At 39.6% G+C, this 19,623-nt stretch carries 9 protein-coding genes; 3 read left to right on the forward strand and 6 right to left on the reverse strand.

Features of this window, described 5'->3' with window-relative positions; genetic code table 11:
* Window position 1 precedes the first annotated feature (1 nt).
* Window positions 2–1,339, reverse strand: a complete 1,338-nt coding sequence (locus M2408_RS07635; RefSeq protein ID WP_259180523.1) for a cytochrome ubiquinol oxidase subunit I — start codon at window positions 1,337–1,339, stop codon at window positions 2–4.
* A gap of 136 nt (window positions 1,340–1,475) precedes the next feature.
* On the opposite strand from M2408_RS07635, the gene M2408_RS07640 reads away from it, so the two are divergent.
* Window positions 1,476–2,462 carry a hypothetical protein gene (locus tag M2408_RS07640; protein ID WP_259180524.1) on the forward strand — a complete coding sequence of 329 codons (987 nt, stop codon included), beginning with the start codon at window positions 1,476–1,478 and terminating at the stop codon, window positions 2,460–2,462.
* 291 nt (window positions 2,463–2,753) lie between these two features.
* The gene (locus M2408_RS07645) at window positions 2,754–4,118 is read left to right on the forward strand and encodes a sulfatase-like hydrolase/transferase (RefSeq protein ID WP_259180525.1); all 1,365 of its coding nucleotides are present in this window, start codon (window positions 2,754–2,756) and stop codon (window positions 4,116–4,118) included.
* A 333-nt stretch (window positions 4,119–4,451) separates the two neighbouring features.
* Here M2408_RS07645 and bglX read toward each other — a convergent pair whose 3' ends face one another.
* The 5 genes from bglX to M2408_RS07670 form a co-directional block, all read right to left on the reverse strand.
* A complete protein-coding gene (bglX, locus tag M2408_RS07650) occupies window positions 4,452–6,728 on the reverse strand; it encodes a beta-glucosidase BglX (RefSeq protein WP_259180527.1) in 2,277 nt (758 codons plus the stop codon).
* A gap of 255 nt (window positions 6,729–6,983) precedes the next feature.
* The gene (locus M2408_RS07655; protein WP_259180529.1) at window positions 6,984–8,369 is read right to left on the reverse strand and encodes a glucoamylase family protein; all 1,386 of its coding nucleotides are present in this window, start codon (window positions 8,367–8,369) and stop codon (window positions 6,984–6,986) included.
* 77 nt (window positions 8,370–8,446) lie between these two features.
* Window positions 8,447–9,877 (reverse strand): RagB/SusD family nutrient uptake outer membrane protein, encoded by a 1,431-nt coding sequence (locus M2408_RS07660; RefSeq protein ID WP_223582504.1) that lies wholly within the window; start codon window positions 9,875–9,877, stop codon window positions 8,447–8,449.
* A 21-nt stretch (window positions 9,878–9,898) separates the two neighbouring features.
* Window positions 9,899–13,003, reverse strand: a complete 3,105-nt coding sequence (locus M2408_RS07665; RefSeq protein ID WP_259180531.1) for a TonB-dependent receptor — start codon at window positions 13,001–13,003, stop codon at window positions 9,899–9,901.
* Window positions 13,004–13,268: 265 nt separating this feature from the next.
* A complete protein-coding gene (locus M2408_RS07670) occupies window positions 13,269–16,154 on the reverse strand; it encodes a triple tyrosine motif-containing protein (RefSeq protein ID WP_259180533.1) in 2,886 nt (961 codons plus the stop codon).
* 320 nt (window positions 16,155–16,474) lie between these two features.
* On the opposite strand from M2408_RS07670, the gene M2408_RS07675 reads away from it, so the two are divergent.
* Window positions 16,475–19,576: a TonB-dependent receptor gene (locus M2408_RS07675; protein WP_259180534.1), complete on the forward strand. Its 3,102-nt coding sequence runs from the start codon at window positions 16,475–16,477 to the stop codon at window positions 19,574–19,576.
* The last annotated feature ends 47 nt before the right edge of the window (window positions 19,577–19,623 follow it).

Genomic DNA, 19,623 nt, shown 5'->3' on the forward strand with positions numbered 1-19,623 from the left:
ATTAGTTTAAAGCAATATGAGGCTCGGGGCCTTTTCGAATAATTTTCAATACTAACATAAGGAACAACAATCCCAAAAGAATATAGAGTCCAACAAAACCCAGTAAAGTAAATAACGTATTGCCAGAAGATACCGTGGGCGATACCCCATCTACCATACGCATCAGGTTGTAAACCAACCAAGGTTGTCGTCCCAGTTCGGATGTATACCAACCTGCCGTATTGGCGATATAAGGAAAAGGAATCATAAACATAATGATCCACAATAACCATTTGGTCTGATATAACTTATTTCGCCAAAGTAAGAAGCTACCCAATACCATGATTCCAATGAATATTGTGCCTAAACCAACCATGATGTGATAGCTATAATAGAGGCCGGGGACATTCGTTGGATGTAATGAGTCGTCAAACTCATTCAGTCCTTTTATTTCTGCATCCCAACGTTGATAGGTAAGGAAGCTTAAAACATTAGGTACTGCAATTTTATTGTCCAGTTTTTTGTTTTCCATATCAGGTTGACCGATTAGGATAATTTCGGATCCCCCTTTTTCTGTTTTGAAGATACCCTCCATCGCCGCGAATGATGCAGGTTGATATTTTACCACATTTTTGGCAGCTAGATCTCCTGTAGGAAATGCGAGCATGACAGATGAAATGGCACCAAAGATTACGCCGCTTTTAACGAATATCTTTCCAAATTTGCTATGTCTATCGCTGAGGAGGTAGAAGGCTCCTATAGAGGCAACAAAAAAAGAACTTGTAACCAGAGATCCAGCTTGATTGTGGAGATAAGAAGGCCATAACCATGGATTGGTAAATAAAGAACTGAAATTGTTCAGCACAAACTTGCCATTTTCGAGAATTTCATAACCTACTGGGTGCTGCATCCAGGAATGCGTGGCAATAATTAAAAATCCACTGGCCCAAGATCCAATGAATACCATCAAACCAGATAGAAAGTGTAGCTTGTGACCAAGTAATTTTTCTCCGAAGAGAAACATTCCCAAAAAGGAAGACTCCAGGAAAAATGAAAACATTCCTTCCATGGCTAAGGTCTGCCCAATGATTCCCCCTGTAAGCTCAGAGAATTTTGCCCAATTTGTGCCAAATTGAAATTCCATGGGTATACCTGTTACAACACCCATTGTAAAATTTAGTGCAAAGATTTTCATCCAAAACTTTGAAGCACTGTTGTAATCTTCATTGTGCGTTTGTAGAAATTTCCATTTGAAATAAACAATCATCAATGATAATCCCATAGTCAGTTGGGGAAATAAGTAGTGGAATGTGATTGTAAAGGCAAATTGAAGCCGATTGTAAAGAATCATGTCTTCCATGGATCCGATTTTTGGTTAATGACATTTAAATATAGCTATTTTTTTGTCGTACCTACCCTTCAAAGTGTTTTATTTTTTTGTCTTATCTTCGTCCCAACAATAGAAAATAGCGAAAGGGAAGCGGAGCACAAGAGGCATGAAAAAAGCGATAATTTTAATGGGTATTTTGCTAATACCCATACTTTTTATTCTATTCAACAACAAGGACAGAGGTAAATTAGTAGCCGACAATGTCGTATTTAGAGATAAATTATCCGATTACGGATTGTTCAAAGGGAAAATAGCTGATCTCGTACCCAATGATCAAGGGGTTTCTTATGAGCTGGCTTCCGCACTGTTTACAGATTATGCCGACAAAAAACGTGTTATTTTCCTGCCAAAAGGAAAGAAAATAGTGGCTTCTGATGATGGATTGCCAGATTTTCCAGATGGAACCATTATCGCCAAATCTTTTTTTTACCCAAAGAAAGACACTATACAAGCGTCTACATTCGTACTGCTTGAAACACGTCTCCTGATCAACAAAGAGGGGCAGTGGAATGCAGCAACCTATCAATGGAATTCGACCCAAGATGAGGCCTTCTTATTAGCCGATAGTGCAGTTGTACCGGTTTCATTTTTAGATAATAAAGGCGTGAAACGACAGACAAATTATACCATTCCTTCACGTACAGACTGTATTGCATGTCATCGTCAGGGGGATCGTATGCTCCCGATAGGCCCCAAAGTCAAAAATTTAAATCGGGTCGTGCTTCGGGATCGAGACACAATTCAACAGTTAGCATATCTGAAAGATAAAGGTATAATAGATATCACGCTATTGAGACAGCTAAGTTCGTTACCTAGCTATGATGACCTTGGCCAATCTACTGAGCGCCGGGCAAGAGCTTATCTTGAGGTGAATTGCGCGCATTGTCATAATCCTATGGGAACTGCTTATATGACTATGCTTGATCTCAGATTTGAAAGTCCAATAAACGAAACTGGGATTTGGCTCAAACAGGCAAAAATTATCGGACGAATGTCTGTACTAGGTGAGATGCATATGCCTCAAAAAGGAACTACTATACTTCATGAGGAAGGTGTAATACTAATCAAGGATTATCTTAAGTCCTTGAAATAAATAAATTTTAAATTTATAATATACTGTTTATTAGGGTTTAACGGGGTGTTTTTCTACTCCTGAATCGGATTTTGTATACGTTTTAATAAAATCTATAGAATTAGTAGATTATATTGAAATATCTTTTATATTTGTGATAGATAAATTTCCCTTATCTTTTCTCAAATTGACAGCAGGGGAGGCGCTCGCCTCCCTCAATGTCTTCAAAATAGAAACAAGTTTTCGATTGGCGTTGGCACTTGTTTGTATTTTCTTATATTGTGACAATGTTTCCAATTAAATAATGCTATCATGATGCAGTATACCAAACTTTTCATGGCAATGGCCATGTTTCTCTTCGTTACATTTGTTAATGCACAAAATAAGAAGCCTAATATAATTCTGATTCTTACAGATGATTTAGGGTACAGTGACCTCGGCTGTTATGGCAGTCCGAATATTTCAACCCCTTTTTTGGATTCGATCGCCAGTAAAGGTGTACGGGCAACAAACTTTATGGTATCAACCCCCTCTTGTACCCCCTCGCGGGCATCTTTGCTGACTGGGCGCTATGCTTCCCGTTATAATCTACCTGCCCCAATCGGTCCGGGATCAAATCTCGGACTACCGGATGAGGAAGAAACTATTGCGGAGCTACTAAAAAAAGTAGGGTATCGTACAGGCCTGATCGGTAAGTGGCATCTTGGTGATAAACAAGCTTATCATCATCCCAATAAACAAGGATTCGATTTTTTCTATGGTATGTTGTATAGTCATGACTATCGCGATCCTTACGTAAAAACAGATTCTATAATTAAAATTTTTAGAAATAGAAAACCGGAGGTTATGGCACCTGATGATTCGGATTTAAGTGCCTTATACCATAAGGAAACAGTCGATTTTATAGAAAATCAAGATAAAGACCATCCATTCTTTTTATATTATGCACACAATTTTCCACATCTTCCATTGGCTTTTGCGAACAAAAAGAATAAGTTTGCAGATCAGCAGAATGCAGGCCCATTAGGAGCGGTGATGCGTGAGCTGGATCATAACTTTGCCGAACTTTGGAAGACAGTTGAGAAAAAAGGATTGGCAGATAATACTATTCTGATTTTCTCAAGTGACAACGGCCCGTGGATTGCCTATCCTTCACGGATGTCAGATGACCATGCAACAAAAAATTGGCATGTGGGTACCGCTGGAGTATTTAAGGGGTCAAAAGCCGAAACGACCGAGGGTGGAGTACGTGTTCCATTCATCGTGTACGGAAAAGGATATGCGCAAGAAGGTAAGGTAATTAGACAGGCGATCAGTAATTTGGATGTGTTACCGACAATAGCGAAATGGACGGGAGCTCCTCTTCCAAAAAAATCCATCGATGGACAGGTAATAGATGATTTATTGAGTGGTAAAACAGAAGATTTAAAGGCTGTCCATCGACCTATATTTTTAGTAAACTATGGTCACGTTGAAGCTGTTCGATCAGGTGATTGGAAATATAGACGAGTACCGGCAGGTGTCAACCAGATATCGGGAAAGCCCTATGACGCGGTAGAAGAATTGCATAATATAGCTTGGGATCCAAGTGAGCGAACCAATATCTTAGCGGAATATCCCGAGAAAGCGGCGGAATTACGTTTACTGTTTGAAAACTTTGATGGGAATATGAAATAACAAAGAGGTTAAGGATTTACGCTAACAGTACTAATTTCTCGATAAGGAGTATCGGATCTATTTTTGAAATCGTCCTATTTGTTTTATTGGGTTGTTTACAGATGCTGGTACTTTACTTATGATCAAGTTAATACCATCTTCATCAGTAACCCCCTATTAGCAGGTACTTTATAAGGTTTTAACAGGGGGTTAACAGGGGTAAACCCCTGTTAACCCCCTGTTAATGCTGAAGTTGGTGTTAATCAATAGTTAAGTTGTGCTTCAGCACTAAGCCGACAATTAAAAACTATCTAAAAGGGAAAGTCCGCCCCCGATAATGGGAGTGGATCGACTTTAAAGCAGCTTAAAATCCTTTTCCTTAACATCGCGACTATTAGGTCCAATGTAAACTTTGAAATCTCCCGGCTCAGCAATATAATTCAGATTGTTATCAAAAAACTTGAGATCTTTAAGTTTAATCTCAAATTCTATCGTCTTGACTTCGCCTTTCTTTAAAAATATTTTTTGAAAACCTTTTAACTCTTTGACTGGGCGCGTGACCGAACCGACCAAATCCTGGATATATAATTGAACAGTTTCTTCGGCATCATAATGACCTGTATTGCTAATGTTAATACGCGCTTGAATATTACTGCTGCTGTCCAATGTGTTTTTATCTAGATGAATCTCACCATAGGTAAAGCTCGTGTAGCTCAATCCATAACCGAAAGGGTAGAGCGGGGAGTTGCTTACATCTAAATAATTCGACTTAAATTTTTCAAAATCCCCAGAATTACCATAAGGTCTTCCGGTGTTTTTGTGAGCATAATAGATAGGGATCTGTCCGACATTACGCGGAAAAGTTGCCGTAATTTTCCCCGAAGGAACAACATCTCCAAACAATACGTCTGCAACAGCCTTTCCAGTTTCTGAGCCTCCGAACCAAACATTTAATATGGCTGGAACATGTGCATCTTCCCAGGTAAGGGTGAGTGGTCTACCAGTAAATAGTACGAGTACAACTGGTTTTCCTGTTGACAACAACGCTTTTAAAAGGTTTTGCTGATTGGCGGGAATATCCAATTCGGAGCGGCTTGAGCTTTCACCTGACATTTCCGAGGATTCTCCAAGTGCAGCCACAACAACATCGGATTGTTGCGCAACTTTCACTGCTTCTGCAATAATTTCATCTTCTTTTCGGGGATCCCTAGTTATTGTACGACCAAACATTGTCGCATGCTTTTGGTAGGTAGGATCTTCCAATAAGTTACTTCCCAGATGGGTGAGGATATTTACTTTGTCTCCCAATACTGCTTTCATTCCTTCTACCAAAGATGCTGTTTTCTCCAATTCTGCACTCACACTCCAGGTCCCCGGCATATTGGCACCTGAGTTGGCCAGGGGGCCAATCACAGCGATCGTACCTGTTTTTTTTAATGGGAGCGTCTGATTTTCATTTTTCAGTAAAACAAATGATTTAGTCGCAATTTCTCTTGCCTTTGCATGATTAGCTGCGGAACCGATTACCGTTTTCGCACGCTGCTCATTGCAATAACGATAAGGATCTTCGAATAATCCCAGTTTATACTTCGCTTTCAGTACAAACCGACAAGCTCTATCAATATCAGTGATTTTAACTTTACCTTCATCAAGTGATTTTTTCAACGTGGTGAGAAAACCTTCGCCCACCATATCCATGTCAACTCCTGCATTTAAGCTTAAAGCCGAAACTTGTTGCAGATCCCCAAGTCCATGCGCGGTTAGTTCGTTAACAGCTGTATAGTCGGTTACAACCAGACCTTTAAAGCCCCATTGTTTGCGTAATACATCGCTCATCAACCATTTATTGGCCGAAGCAGGTACGCCATTAATATCGTTGAAGGAGGTCATTATACTGCCGGCTCCGGCATCTATGGCAGCTTTGTAAGGAGGTAGGTATTCATTGTACATGCGATGGAGACTCATATCTGTGCTATTATAGTCTCGGCCACCTTCTGCCGCACCGTATAATGCAAAATGTTTGACACAGGCCATCATGGTGTTATGTGCGGCTAGATTATCGCCTTGAAAACCATGAACGATGGCCTCAGCAACTTTTGAACTTAGGTAAGTATCTTCACCTGCACCTTCGGAAATACGTCCCCATCTTGGATCTTTCGAAATATCAACCATTGGCGAAAACGCCCAGTTAATACCATCAGCTGTAGCCTCTTCTGCGGCAATACGGGCGGACTGCTGAATTAACCCCATGTCCCACGTCGCTGCAAGCCCCAAGGGAATAGGGAAAACAGTGCGATAACCATGAATAACATCCATCCCAAAGATAATCGGAATCTTAAGTCTAGACTGCTTGATTGCAATTTCTTGAGTTTTGCGAATCTTGGTTGGTGTACTCATACTGAAGATACCGCCAATTTGACCATTTCGTATTTTGGCTTCCACATCGGTGGAAACGGTAGTTCCTGTTGTCGCCTCACCGCCGGTGACTAGATTTAGCTGTCCGATCTTTTCTTCGATGGTCATTTTGGCCATAAGTTGGCCAATAAACTGATCCATTTTCTGATTTGACTGCGCTGGACTCGTATGCCAAGCTAAAAATGCAAGAAGGAATGTTCCTACTACTTTTTTCATTATATTAATTTTTATGGGGGTCTGAACTAATGCTATAAATGAGTTTATCACACCCGAATTTGTCGATGATTGAAGTTTCAATAGATAACGATTGCATTGTATATCTATATTATTTGCAGTTCATCTTCATCTATTTTTGTTATTTATAAAATATGCTTGATAATTAGTTCAAGCATGATATTGACGATTTTATATTTTCGTGGATGGAACCATTTTCAACGTGTGACGGATTAAAAATGATTCCGGAATTTGCCACTACTTTAAATAAGGACTTGTAAAACCAAGTTTTTTCAATCCTTGCTGAATCTCTGGTGCTTGCATGAACAAGTCCCAGATTTTTCCTGTTCTATAGTTCTCGATCATGACAATGATCGGTCCTTGATCGATCGCTAGGTAGCGTTGCGGAAACCAATTGGCAGTTTCACTATAGGCGTCATAATAGCCATATTTACCCCAAACTTTGGCCCCCAGCTGTCTATTCAGATATTGTGCAAATTGAATACTTTCATGCGGCGAATAGGGCATAGAAGATAATGCTGCTGTGGGTGAGATTACTCCTGGGTCATTGTCCGGATGATGTGCATCGTATCCCTTGATGGAATAACTAGCTGTCCAGCCCCAACCTTTGTCTACACCATAACCTTTATAACCTTTTGGATTTTGCTGTGCATAAGCCAAGTTTATTTTGACATGATTGCGTGTCGCTTCCCAATAATCAGCATACTGATCTTTAAGTCCTTTCGGACTTAAACCCAAGTAAGAATAATGTTCCCAAAACAAGGGACCTACTTCGCCTTCTTTGGCATTGTGTTTAAGTACTAATGGGATATCATATTTTTTAGCATTGCTTTTAATCCCTCCAGATCTAGCCCATCCTTCATGGTATACACTTGGAGCGATAGGGTGAGAGGGCGAAGAGGCAGCTAAAACATAAGTGATTAGACATTCATCGTAGCCCTTGATTGGATGGTTCTGCTGAAAATTAAATTTTGGACTCCAATGCCAATAGAGCACATTTTGTCCATTTGTATAATGATTCCAGTCTATTTCTTTCCAAAGCTTATCGGCTTTTTGTGCGACTACTTTGGCGGCATCGCTTTTATCTTTCAGATACTCACGAACAGTGATGAGACCTTGTGCTAAAAAAGCTGTTTCAACAATATCTCCACCATTGTCTTTTTCGCTGAAAGGTTTGGCTGTGCCTAATTCGCCGTCATACCAATGTGCCCATGCACCACGAAATCGCTCTATTTTCGATAAATAATCCATAATGTGGTTGAGCTTTTGAGTACCTTGGTCCGCGGTGATAAATCCACGTTCCATGGCGACGATCATCCCCATCAGACCGAAACCACTTCCACCGATAGTTACGACGTTACGATCATTCTCGGGATAGACACCATCCATATGAATGCGTTCGCGGGCTAGCCCTGATGTTGGCTCAGCACCTTCCCAAAAATATTGAAAGGTTTGTTGCTGAATATTCGTCAATAGGGAGTCTTCATTTACTTTATTTTGACCTATAGAATCTTTTGTGGGCGGATCCCCGGATCCGTTGGTAGAGGTATTTTGGCATGAACTGCTGAGAAGAAGGGCCAAAGCAATACCAGTAAGGCTCGGATATGCTATTCGTTTTCTCATGGATAAAATATTTTTTAAGAGTCTTGAAAAATGTCCAAACGACTTACAGGTCGTTTGGACGGTTTATAGTTTGTGTGTTACCAACCTGGATTTTGTGGCATTTCTGGAGTCTGAATACGTTGGTCTTCCGGAATTGGAAAGAGCAGCATTTTATCCTGAAACGTTTTTCCATTCGCAGCCATAGCTGTTTTTGCTTGTTTAGTACGAACAAGATCAAACCAGCGGTCGTGTTCAAAGGCTAGTTCGAGACGTCTCTCTTTCCAGATCAATTGACGAAGTTGAGCTTGGTCTGTGGTTGTTATATTAGACAATTTTACACGTGTACGTATAGCATTTAAGGCACTCAGTGATTCGTTGCTATTACCTAATTCGTTGGAAGCTTCCGCTAATATTAAGTAAATTTCACCTAAGCGAAGATAGCGGACATTTTTGTCCGTGTATTCGGCACCACCATTTGCGGATGAATATGCCTTCATATTATACATAGGGTTTTCGACACCGTTGTCAATTACTCGTCCGTCATAAAGAGTAGAATTTCTAAAGATGATCGTGGCATCGCGACGGATATTATCTTTTTCAGCGTTGAAAGCATCTAATAAATTTTGACTAGGTGTATTAAACCCCCAACCAAGCCTGACAAGCCCTCCGCGGGGAGCTTGCACTTGGCTATATTGCTTAACCCCAAGGGCAATTGAGGTTCCTCGAGCCTGCCATTCAAACAATGATTCTGGACCATTCTCACCTTCCAGTCTCCAAATTTTTGCATAATCAGTCTCTAAACTGTAGCCACCCGAGCTGATCACTGTTTTTGCTAGATCGGCAGCCTGTTGCCATTTACTTTGATATAAATAAACTTTTGCCAACAGACCTTGGGCGGCCCCTTTGGTTGCACGTCCTAAATCTTTGGCAGCATATGCAGATTTTAGAGGTAGGTTGTCAATAGCAAATTGAAGATCAGCTTCGATATAGGCATAAACCGCAGATGCTGGTTCTCTTTTGATAAGATCGCGATCTTGAATTGGAACATCTCCCCAGCCACGTACAAGGTAGAAGTAATTTAATGCACGTAGAAAACGTGCTTCACCAATTAATCTATTTTTATAAGCTACATCGGTCAAACCAAATTTTTCGGTATAGTCTATTGCTTGCGTGGCTCGTCCTATTGACTTATACCAACGAGACCACATAGATTTAATCGAACCTGTTGTAGTTGTATAGGTTAGATTGTCTAGATCTGCTTTGTCCCCACCATTGTCTGTCGCAGAACTTCCTTTATCCGCATTGTCAGAAATCATATCGGTGATGCCGATATAAGAAAAAGAGTAGTCCCAGTCTGTAAACATGCCATAGACTCCATTAATAAATTGTTCTGGAGTAAATACCTGCTCACTATCATTTGCTTCAACCCTTTCACGTGAAGGAACATCTAAAAAATTACTGTCTTTACATCCTTGCATAACTACGCCGGTTGTTGCAAGTAGTACTATATAGAGTTTATTTATTTTCATTGTTAGTAAGATTTAATAATGTTAAAATTGCATATTAAGCCCGAACAGGAAATTACGTGTAGTAGGATAAGCAGATAGTTCTATCCCAGAAGTTAAATTGGGACTACCATCGCCCGCCAATTCTGGCGAGAAACCGCTATACTTGGTGAACATAAATGGATTTTGGGCAGTTACATATAATCGTAAGTTAGATTTTGAGCTGTACAGATTACGGAAAGTATAACCTAATGTGATATTATTGATACGGAAATAACTGCCTGATTCAAGGAAATAGCTTGACGCCCAATAGGCACGCTCCGCACCCGGGTGTACATTATTCGGGTTATCTTTGGTCCATCTTTCTTGAAATGTAGATAATGTAAGGTTTTCCCCCGCATCTTGTCTTACACTTTTTAGGCCATTATATACTTTATTACCTGCAACGCCATAACCTGATAGATTGAAGTCAATTGCTTTATAATTTATGCCTATATTGATCCCGTAAGTCGAAGAAGGTAAGAATGAGCCAAAGAATTTTTTATCTCGGGTATCAATTACACCATCACTATTTTGATCTTTATATTTTAAGTAACCTGGTTTAGCAGGTCCGAAAGAAGGGTTATTCGCGATATCATTTGCATCCTGAAATACACCAATAGACTCAAACATCCACCAACCATAGATTGGTTGTCCGACACGAAGCTGTTTCGTTATTTCTCCATTGTTCAAGCTACCCCCTGTTGCGCCGTCGTAGGCTGGTTGAACTTCGGTAACTTTATTCTTGTTGTAGGCATAATTTATACCAACGGTGTAACTGAAATCGGGACTTATACTTTTATTCCAATTTAAAACAACTTCCACACCTTGGTTTAAGACTTTCGCTCCATGCGCGTAAAAGTTCTGTTCTGAAGGAGAGGTTAACGTTGGCGTTACATTTAGTATCGTGTTCGTATTTAATTTATGATAGTAGTCAATTGAACCCGACAAGTTATTGTTTAAGAAAGCGAAATCAATACCGGCTCCGGTTTCACGGGTTACTTCCCAGGTGAGGTCTACTGCTGGAGTACCATATGCACTACCATATACCAAATTCTGTTCTGGACCAAAGACATAATTGTAATTAGATGCACCTGGACTATTCATTATTGTAGAAACATTAAGTGGAATATCTTGATTTCCTAATTTCCCCCAGTTTCCGCGAATTTTTAGTAAATTAACCCATGAGGCGTCCTTCATAAATTCCTCATTAGAAATATTCCATCCAAATCCTAGAGAAGGAAATGTTCCCCAATACTTACCCGTATTTTTAAATACGCTGGATCCATCTCGACGAATTGTTCCTGTGAAGTAATATCGACTATCATAATTGTATTGTACTCGACCAAAATACGAAGCTAATGCACGTGGAGTATAATAAGTTTGACGGCTAATCAGTTCGTATTCGTCGGAAGCCAAATCAATGTTCCAATACTGTTCTTGCTCCGGTACACTGTAGCCTGTTTGGCTATTCATACTGTTAATATCATATTTCTCACGAGACATACCTAATACGGCCTCGATATGATGTTTATCAAAACTTCTATTGAATGTTAGGAAGTTTTCCCATGACCATCGAAATTGTTCAAGGTTTTCATATTTTAGACTATTATTCGCAAAAGTTATATTCCCGGGCTTTCCATCGGCTTTCTCTTTATAAAAATCCGCTTCTGTTTTTAGTGGATTAGCATTAAGATAATTTTCTTTGATGTTTACAAATTGTCTGTCCTTTGAATAAAACTTATTGCCACCAATACGTGAATTTATTTTAAGATAGTCGGTAATTTTAAATTCACCTTCAAAGCTACCCTGTAAACGCAAAGTATTTGTCAGTTGATTCTGACGAAGAACTTCATATACCGGATTCCCCTGAGAGTTTAGATTGCCTAAGCTTTCGCCTGGTGCAGTTTCAATACCAACTATGCCTGTATTGATATTGACACTATTTGTACCGTATCTTCCATTACCATACATTACAGGTACCAACGGTGACTGTCTGTAAGCTGTACTAAATGCACTATATGGTTTTGGCGTAGCTTTGGTTAAAGTCAAATTTACATTTTGACTAAATTTAAGACGATTATTCAATAATTTGTAAACATTATTGTTCCGTATCGTATTACGAGTAAATTTTGACCCTTCCAGAATACCGTTTTCTGTATAGTTATTTGCAGAGACAAAGTAATCAATCGTTTCTGAGCCCCCGGAAATATTTATCGCATTGTTAAAAACGCTACCTGTTTTTAAAATTTCGTCAAACCAGTCTGTATTTGTAGCTTGTCCTGTTTTTAATCTATAACTACCAGGTTTATTGACTGATTCTAAAAATTCATTCGCAAAAGTGGTGAATTGTTCTGAATTAGCCATTTTAACACGGTTGAGAATTTTCTTCATTCCCGCAAAGCTTTCATAATTGATATTAACCGTGCCAGTCTTACCTTTTTTTGTTGTAACGATAATGACACCATTCGCAGCTCTTAAACCATAGATAGAAGCCGAAGAAGCATCTTTCAACACATCCATTGATTCGATATCCGAAGGGTTGATGTTGTTGATGTCCGTTTGTGCAATACCATCAACGATATATAATGGATTTCTTCCACCCAAAGCTGTTCCCAAACCTCTGATAATGACATTTGGAGATGAACCCGGAGCTTCATTGGCTATAATATTTAATCCCGCCGCTTTACCCTGAATGGATTGCATTGCTGACATCGCTGGTTGTTTGGCAATATCCGAAGATTTCAATGAGCTAATTGATCCGGTGAGATCGGCTTTTTTCTGCGTACCATAACCGATTACGACAACCTCCTCCAACGCTTTATTCTCGTTCTCTAGAAAAACATTAAGTTGCGTTTGGTTTCCGATGTATACCGTTTGTGTGCGGTAGCCTAGAAAATTGAAAACTAAAGAGTCGGTAGGAGAGGCGTTGATTTGAAATTTACCCGTTGCGTCGGTTTTGGTAGATGCTGCTTTCCCCTTGATACTAATGGTGACCCCTGGCATGGATATCATGCTGGAACCATCTTTGACCACTCCTTGTATAGAAGTTTGTCCATAGGCAACCGAGAAGACCATGGATGTCAAAAATAATGCGGATAGATTCCTCATATCGTAAAATTTTGGTGTTTGTTTAAAAATTCAATTGGTTATTCCCTCAGCAAATATGTTGATGTAGTACAAGTTTGCCAAAATTTAACGTTTGCACATCACTACTACACTGTATTTGTACTTTCTCAATGTAATTTTAGTCCAGTTTTAATGTATTGTTATTGAGTTGTTTAATGTTTGTTTTTGTGTAAAAAAAAGAGCGCTTTAGTGTTGTTTTTACACTAAAGCGCTTGTGTGGTAATGATGTAGTCTTTGTAGCGAAATTTTAACGTTCCAACAGAAATTCGGACAGGTTTTTGTCTGTTGGTATGCCCAGTTTTTTGCGCAAACGGTAGCGTCTGATCTCTACACCTCGCGTACTAATGTTGAGTAGTGAAGCAATCTCTTTACTGGACATATTGAGTCGTAAATAAGCGCATAGTTTTAGATCATTGGGAACGAGATCCGGAAACTCCTGCTTTAATTTTTTAAAGAAATTCTCATGTGATTCATTAAAACTTTTCTCAAAAATATGCCAGTCACGATCGTCGTTATGCGCGTCTTCAATTAGCTTATTTATTTTTTTCAATTCGTCAGAACTGAGTTTGTTTCCTTCTGCATCTTTGAGCTGTTTGAGTTCATCATGTAGATTATTCAACATTTCATTTTTATAAACGATATTGAGCGCAGCATTGGCTAGCTCCTTATTCTTTAGGCTGAGCTGAGCTTCCAACTGTTGGTTCTTTAATTTAATCCATTCCTTCTCCTGTTGTTCGGCATCTCTTTCCAATGCAATTTTCTTTTCTTCCAGCCATTTTCGCTTCGCTTGAAACTGTCTCTTTCTTTCTCGTTGAAGATTGAAATTATAAATAAGATAGATCAACCCCGTAACCATCAAGATATAGCAGATTTTTGCCCACCATGATAGGTACCAGGGATATTTAATTGTAAAAGATATTGTCCGTATTTCGGAAGTCAAGCCGGTATTGGTTCTAGCTCTTATCTTAATTTCAAAATGTCCATAAGGTAGGTTTGTGAAATCTTGATACGCTGTTTCACTCCAGTCCGACCATTTATCTGAATAACCTTCTAAGTAATACTGATATTGTAAGGGAGAAGAAGAGTAATAGGGGCTTGAGAAACTCACCCTGAGGTTATTCTCGGATGAAGCCAACCTAAGATCTCCATTTGGTATGATTGTTTCTCCAGTTGTGAGATTGGTCAATTGCGCAATCTGGGGCGGGGGCAATACGTATTTATGATCTTGACCTGAATTCCGATAAATGGCAAAACCATCGTCTAACCCGATGAGATAATAATGATTTTCGATCGGTAGAATATTTTCATAATTACTCATCATGCGATCTTGCAAGGGACTGAGTAAATTGGAATCTATTTTAAGCTTTCCTTTACTATCAAAATCTACTTTAGCGATTTTTGTTTTCTGGATAAACCAATAGCTGTTGGTATTGATGGGGATGACCTTATTAGCATTTTTATAACTTCCTAAGGCATTATTTAATTCGCTTGCATAACTAAAGCGTTTGACGATATTATCAAACTGCATGAATCCACTGTCAGTAGCAAAAACGAGATTGTTTTCTAATGTGTAAATGCCCGTAAATCTTCTTTTGGAAGCAAGACTATCTTGCTTCGATGTAAACTGAATTTGTGCTTGTTGAAAGCTTGGGTCAAGACCGATCAGCTGCACTTGTCCCCAATCTCCGATCCAGAATGAATGATTGTCTTTTTGGGCGAGGAATCGAACAGGTTCCTTAATCGAGGAAAATTGCTGTGCAAATCGGAGCTGCATATCATCAAATACGAACCTTGATAGTCCCGTATAATTCCCCTGAAGAATATTCTTTGTACCGAATATAGGTTTGAATATCCAACCGCCCGTAATTTTGGAAATCTTTTCCAATTTGCCGTCAACCAGTTTAAAGGTTCCTTCGTTATGACCGCAGATCAGTTCGGTACCAAATATAGCCAACGTCCAGACCTGACCATTTGAATTGGGAACCTGAACGAAATCTAAGGAATTGTAATTGTTTAGTCCCTTCCATTCACTGACAAATAAGCCCTTATTTGTCCCTAAGTAAATTTTCCCCTGATAGATGATTGATGTATATACGGTACCGATTTTGCCTACAAAATCAGTATAAAAAGACAAAGAAGAGTTGATTTCAATCCGGTCAATCCCATTGTCCAGCCCTACCCAGATATTCTGTTGTTTATCTTTTGCGATGCTGAGTACAGTATTGTTCTGTAGTCCGTTATTTTTATTGATATGTTGAACTACTTCTCCATTTTTATTGATAATAATTACACCATTTTGAATGGTTCCAAACGCATACTGCCCTCCGAATAAATAAATTCCATTATTGATTTGGGATTGACTTAGTATTGGATTAGCGGGAATTGACCAAGGCCTGATATTTCCGCTGGAATCCATAAGATAGAGCCCGTGATGGGCGGTTGCGATAAGAGAATTATTTTTATCAAATGGTAATATTGCCAGTACATTTTTGTCTTTAAGGATATCCTTACCTGGTACAGGTACTAATTTGTCCGCTTTGAATTCATGAAGACCACTCGGGAGCTGTTCAAAAAACAGTTGATCGTTGAGTTGATGTGGAAATAAAAAAGGCTCACCTTTAGCTGTAAGTGGCCTAATTGTATTATTCTCCCATATATAGGCTTTGGAGAAAGTATGAAAAAATACACGATGATCCTCAACGATGATTTTCCATATTTCCTCGTTTGGAAAATAAGTCTTGTCTTTGACCAGCTTGGAAAGGCTATGATAACTCATCTCTCCAAAAGCCTTTGAAGTCCAATAGCCAAATTCTCCTCGTCCACCCGTGTATACTTTTCCCGTTTTATCAACAGCTACACTACGGACAGTCGAATGGTTTGGGAGTGGGTACATGCGCCAGTATTGTCCATCAAACCGCAATAATCCCTCTGTATTGGCACTGTAGATTCGCCCTTCATGATCAATAGCCAATGACCAATTTTGGTTTCCTGCTTTGTATTGGCTTTTTTTGTATTGCTTTACAAAGGGTGTGCCCGTAGGTATGATTGTCTGACAATAGCCAGTATTCATATAAAGAACAAAAAAAGCACAAAACCAAAAGATATAGGCTATGCTATATTTTCTCGAGACCATCTAACACCTCACTTTAAATTAATTTGAAAAGCAATATATAGATTTTATCGCAAAAGGGAGAATGCCTACGGCAGATGAATGTCATTATAGACATTCAAGCTTATTTTTTTGACTAAAAAGTCGAAATCGTTTTCGCATTTTTAATAGCCCAATTCATTGAAGGCTACTCGTTTTTTAATTACCTTGGAAACAAATAACCAAACAAAACACGACTATGACTTGATCAAATCTTTAAAAATTAGATTTGGATTCAAACGAATTGCTCAAGGAGTGAATCCATCAATTTAAAACTAAACCCAAAAACACTAAACAGTAAAATTATGAAATCAAAGCTTTTCAGAAGAGGGCCCTGTGCGCTTATTCCCTTTGCTTCCATGGCAATATTTTTGTCACCGGGACTATCATTGGGGATAACTAAAGGCGATGACAGAGGTATCTATCATCAAATTAATCAAGAAGAATCAGAAATCAGAGGTAAGGTTGTCAACAAAGATAACTCCCCCTTGCAGGGAGTTTCTATAAGTGTAAAGGGAGCCCCTGGCCGGAGTACACAGACTAACGATAAAGGTGAGTTTATGTTGAAGGTACCTGCAAATGCAACATTAACTTTTTCTTCCATTGGTTACGCTGGACAAGAAGTCAAACTTGCGGTAAATCAAAAGACAGTACAGCTCACCTTACAATCGAACGAGTCAGTTATGGATGAGGTCGTCGTCGTGGGCTATGGAACACAACGAAAAAGTGATTTAACAGGTTCCGTGTCTTCCATTAACGCGAATCAAATTAATGCATTTCCATTGGCAGGTACTGCACAAGCATTACAGGGGAGAGCCCCTGGGGTCTCAGTGACCAGCACAAATGGAGAGCCCGGTAAAGCCCCCCGTGTACGGATTAGGGGCGGTAGTTCCATCAATGCGAGTAGTGATCCATTGTATGTGGTTGATGGCTTTCCCGGTAGTTCGGCCCCTGCTCCCGAAGATGTTGAATCTATCGAAGTGTTAAAAGACGCTTCTGCAACAGCTATTTATGGTTCCCGAGGTGCCAATGGAGTGATCATGATAACAACGAAAAAAGGACGTTCGGGCAAACCTGTTATTGAATTAAATAATTCCTTTGCTTCACAGAAAGTAGGGAAGCGTCTTTCGCTATTAAATGCGTCGGAATTTGCGTCCTATATTAACGATACCTATAAGAATGCTGGGAACAATAATCTACCATTTAAAGATCCGGGATCCCTGGGTGAAGGAACCGATTGGCAGGACCTTATTTTTAGAAATGGAAATCAGTTGAATAATCAGGTCTCCGTGTCGGGAGGCAGTGACAATATCAGATATTATACTTCCGTCAGTCATTTTGGACAAAAGGGAACTGTGATCAACTCGGATTTTAGAAGACTTTCAGGGACTTCAAATTTAGAGATGAAGGTTTCTGATCGCATCAAAATCGGAACAAGACTGCTGTTTAATCGCAATAAATTAAACGGCGTAAGAACACAGGAAGGAAGTAGCGGAACGACAGGTGCGGGAGTGATCTCCGCAGCCTTGCGTTTTGAACCTACACAGGGAGTTTACGATGACGAAGGAAAATACACCTTGAAGCAGTTCGGTGACCCGCATGATAATCCGGTGGCTGCTGCGATGGAAAGGAAAAACGAAGTGATTACAGATCTGTTTCAGGGGAATGGATTTGTTGAGTTGGGGATTCTCAAAAATCTGATCTTTCGCAGCACCTTTGGTGTACAGGTCAGCAATCAACGTACAGGTAATTATGTCTCAAAAGAACTTGTCGAAGGAAGAAATTTCGGTGGAGTTGGATCGATCGCGGCACATAAAAATACCAATTTGATCAATGAAAACTTCCTGACATATACGCAAACCATTCACGAAGACCATAATCTGAATGCGATGGCTGGTTATTCCTATCAGAGTTCTAGAAATGAAACCTGGCAGGCCAATAATCGAAATTTCATTTCAGACAGCTTTAGCTATTGGAATCTAGGTGCTGGTTCCAATTATCAAAATGCATCTTCGAATCTTGAAGATTGGGTAATGTCTTCATTTTATGGACGTTTAAACTACAATTACAAAAATCGTTACTTTATTACTGCTACAGGTAGGTATGATGGTTCCTCGAAGTTTGGTGACAACAATAAATGGGCTTTCTTTCCTTCTGGGGCGCTTGCCTGGAACCTGAGTCAGGAGCCGTTTATGAAATCGATCGATTGGCTGAGCAATTTAAAATTGCGAACAAGTTATGGCGAAACCGGAAACTCGGAAATTGGTTCCTACCAATCCTTGGCTAGATTTTCACCTACCTTGACAACAATGGGCGGAAGTCCAGTTAACGCAGTGCGCCCCACGAATGTCGCCAACCCGAATCTGACTTGGGAAACGACTAAACAGACAGATGCCGGATTGGATATCGGTATTCTAAAGAGCCGAATCAACCTATCAGTAGACTATTATTACAAAAAAACGATCAATCTCTTGTATCAGGTGCCACTGCCGCTCTATTCAGGTTTTACTACGGCGCTCCAAAATGTGGGAAGTGTACAAAACAAAGGTTGGGAATTTGGTTTGCAGACAACCAATCTCAACGGTGCCTTTGGATGGAAAACAGATTTTAACATCAGTTTCAATCGCAACAAGATTTTGCAGCTTCCTGGAGGCGAGATTCGATATAATACGATCCCTGGTCACATGCTTTCAACGGATTCGCAGCTGCTACGTGAAGGAGAGGTACTCGGCGCATTTTTTGGATGGGTGACAGATGGAATTTATCAGCAGGGCGACGATTTTAGCGCACAACCAAATAAGAAACCTGGAGATATTCGCTATCAGGATTTATTTGGGCGCGATAAAAATAATCAATTGATCGCCGGTGCTAATGGTGTTGTCAATGCTGACGACCGTACGATTATAGGTAATCCAAATCCTGATTTCACCTTCGGTTTTAACAATGATTTTAAGTATAAGAATTTTGATCTGAATATTTTTATGCAAGGAAGTTATGGCAATGATATGTTGAACATCACACGAATGGAACTGGATTGGATGGCCGGAAAAGGAAATGCGACAAAGGATGCACTACGACGCTGGACACCCGAAAATACCAATACTGACGTACCAAGGGCAAGCTCAACCAACAATCCCGAAGTTTCCTCGCGCTGGGTGGAAGATGGCTCTTACCTTCGGTTAAAGAATCTTGCTCTTGGCTATAATTTTTCAGAAAAGTCACTCGAGAAAATTCATCTAAAATATTTAAGAATATATGTCAGTGCACAAAATATATGGACATGGACCAACTACACGGGTTTTGATCCTGAAGTAAGCTATCAGGACTCTAACCGAAATGTCGGATTAGATTACATGGGCTACCCCAATATTAAATCGTATACCCTTGGCTTAAATATAAGGTTTTGACATTACTAAGAACCATCTAAGTACTATTGATGGTAGTTAAATGAAAA

Origin of the sequence: Sphingobacterium sp. BIGb0165, assembly GCF_024810095.1 — a bacterium.
In the GTDB taxonomy this organism is placed as follows: domain Bacteria; phylum Bacteroidota; class Bacteroidia; order Sphingobacteriales; family Sphingobacteriaceae; genus Sphingobacterium; species Sphingobacterium detergens.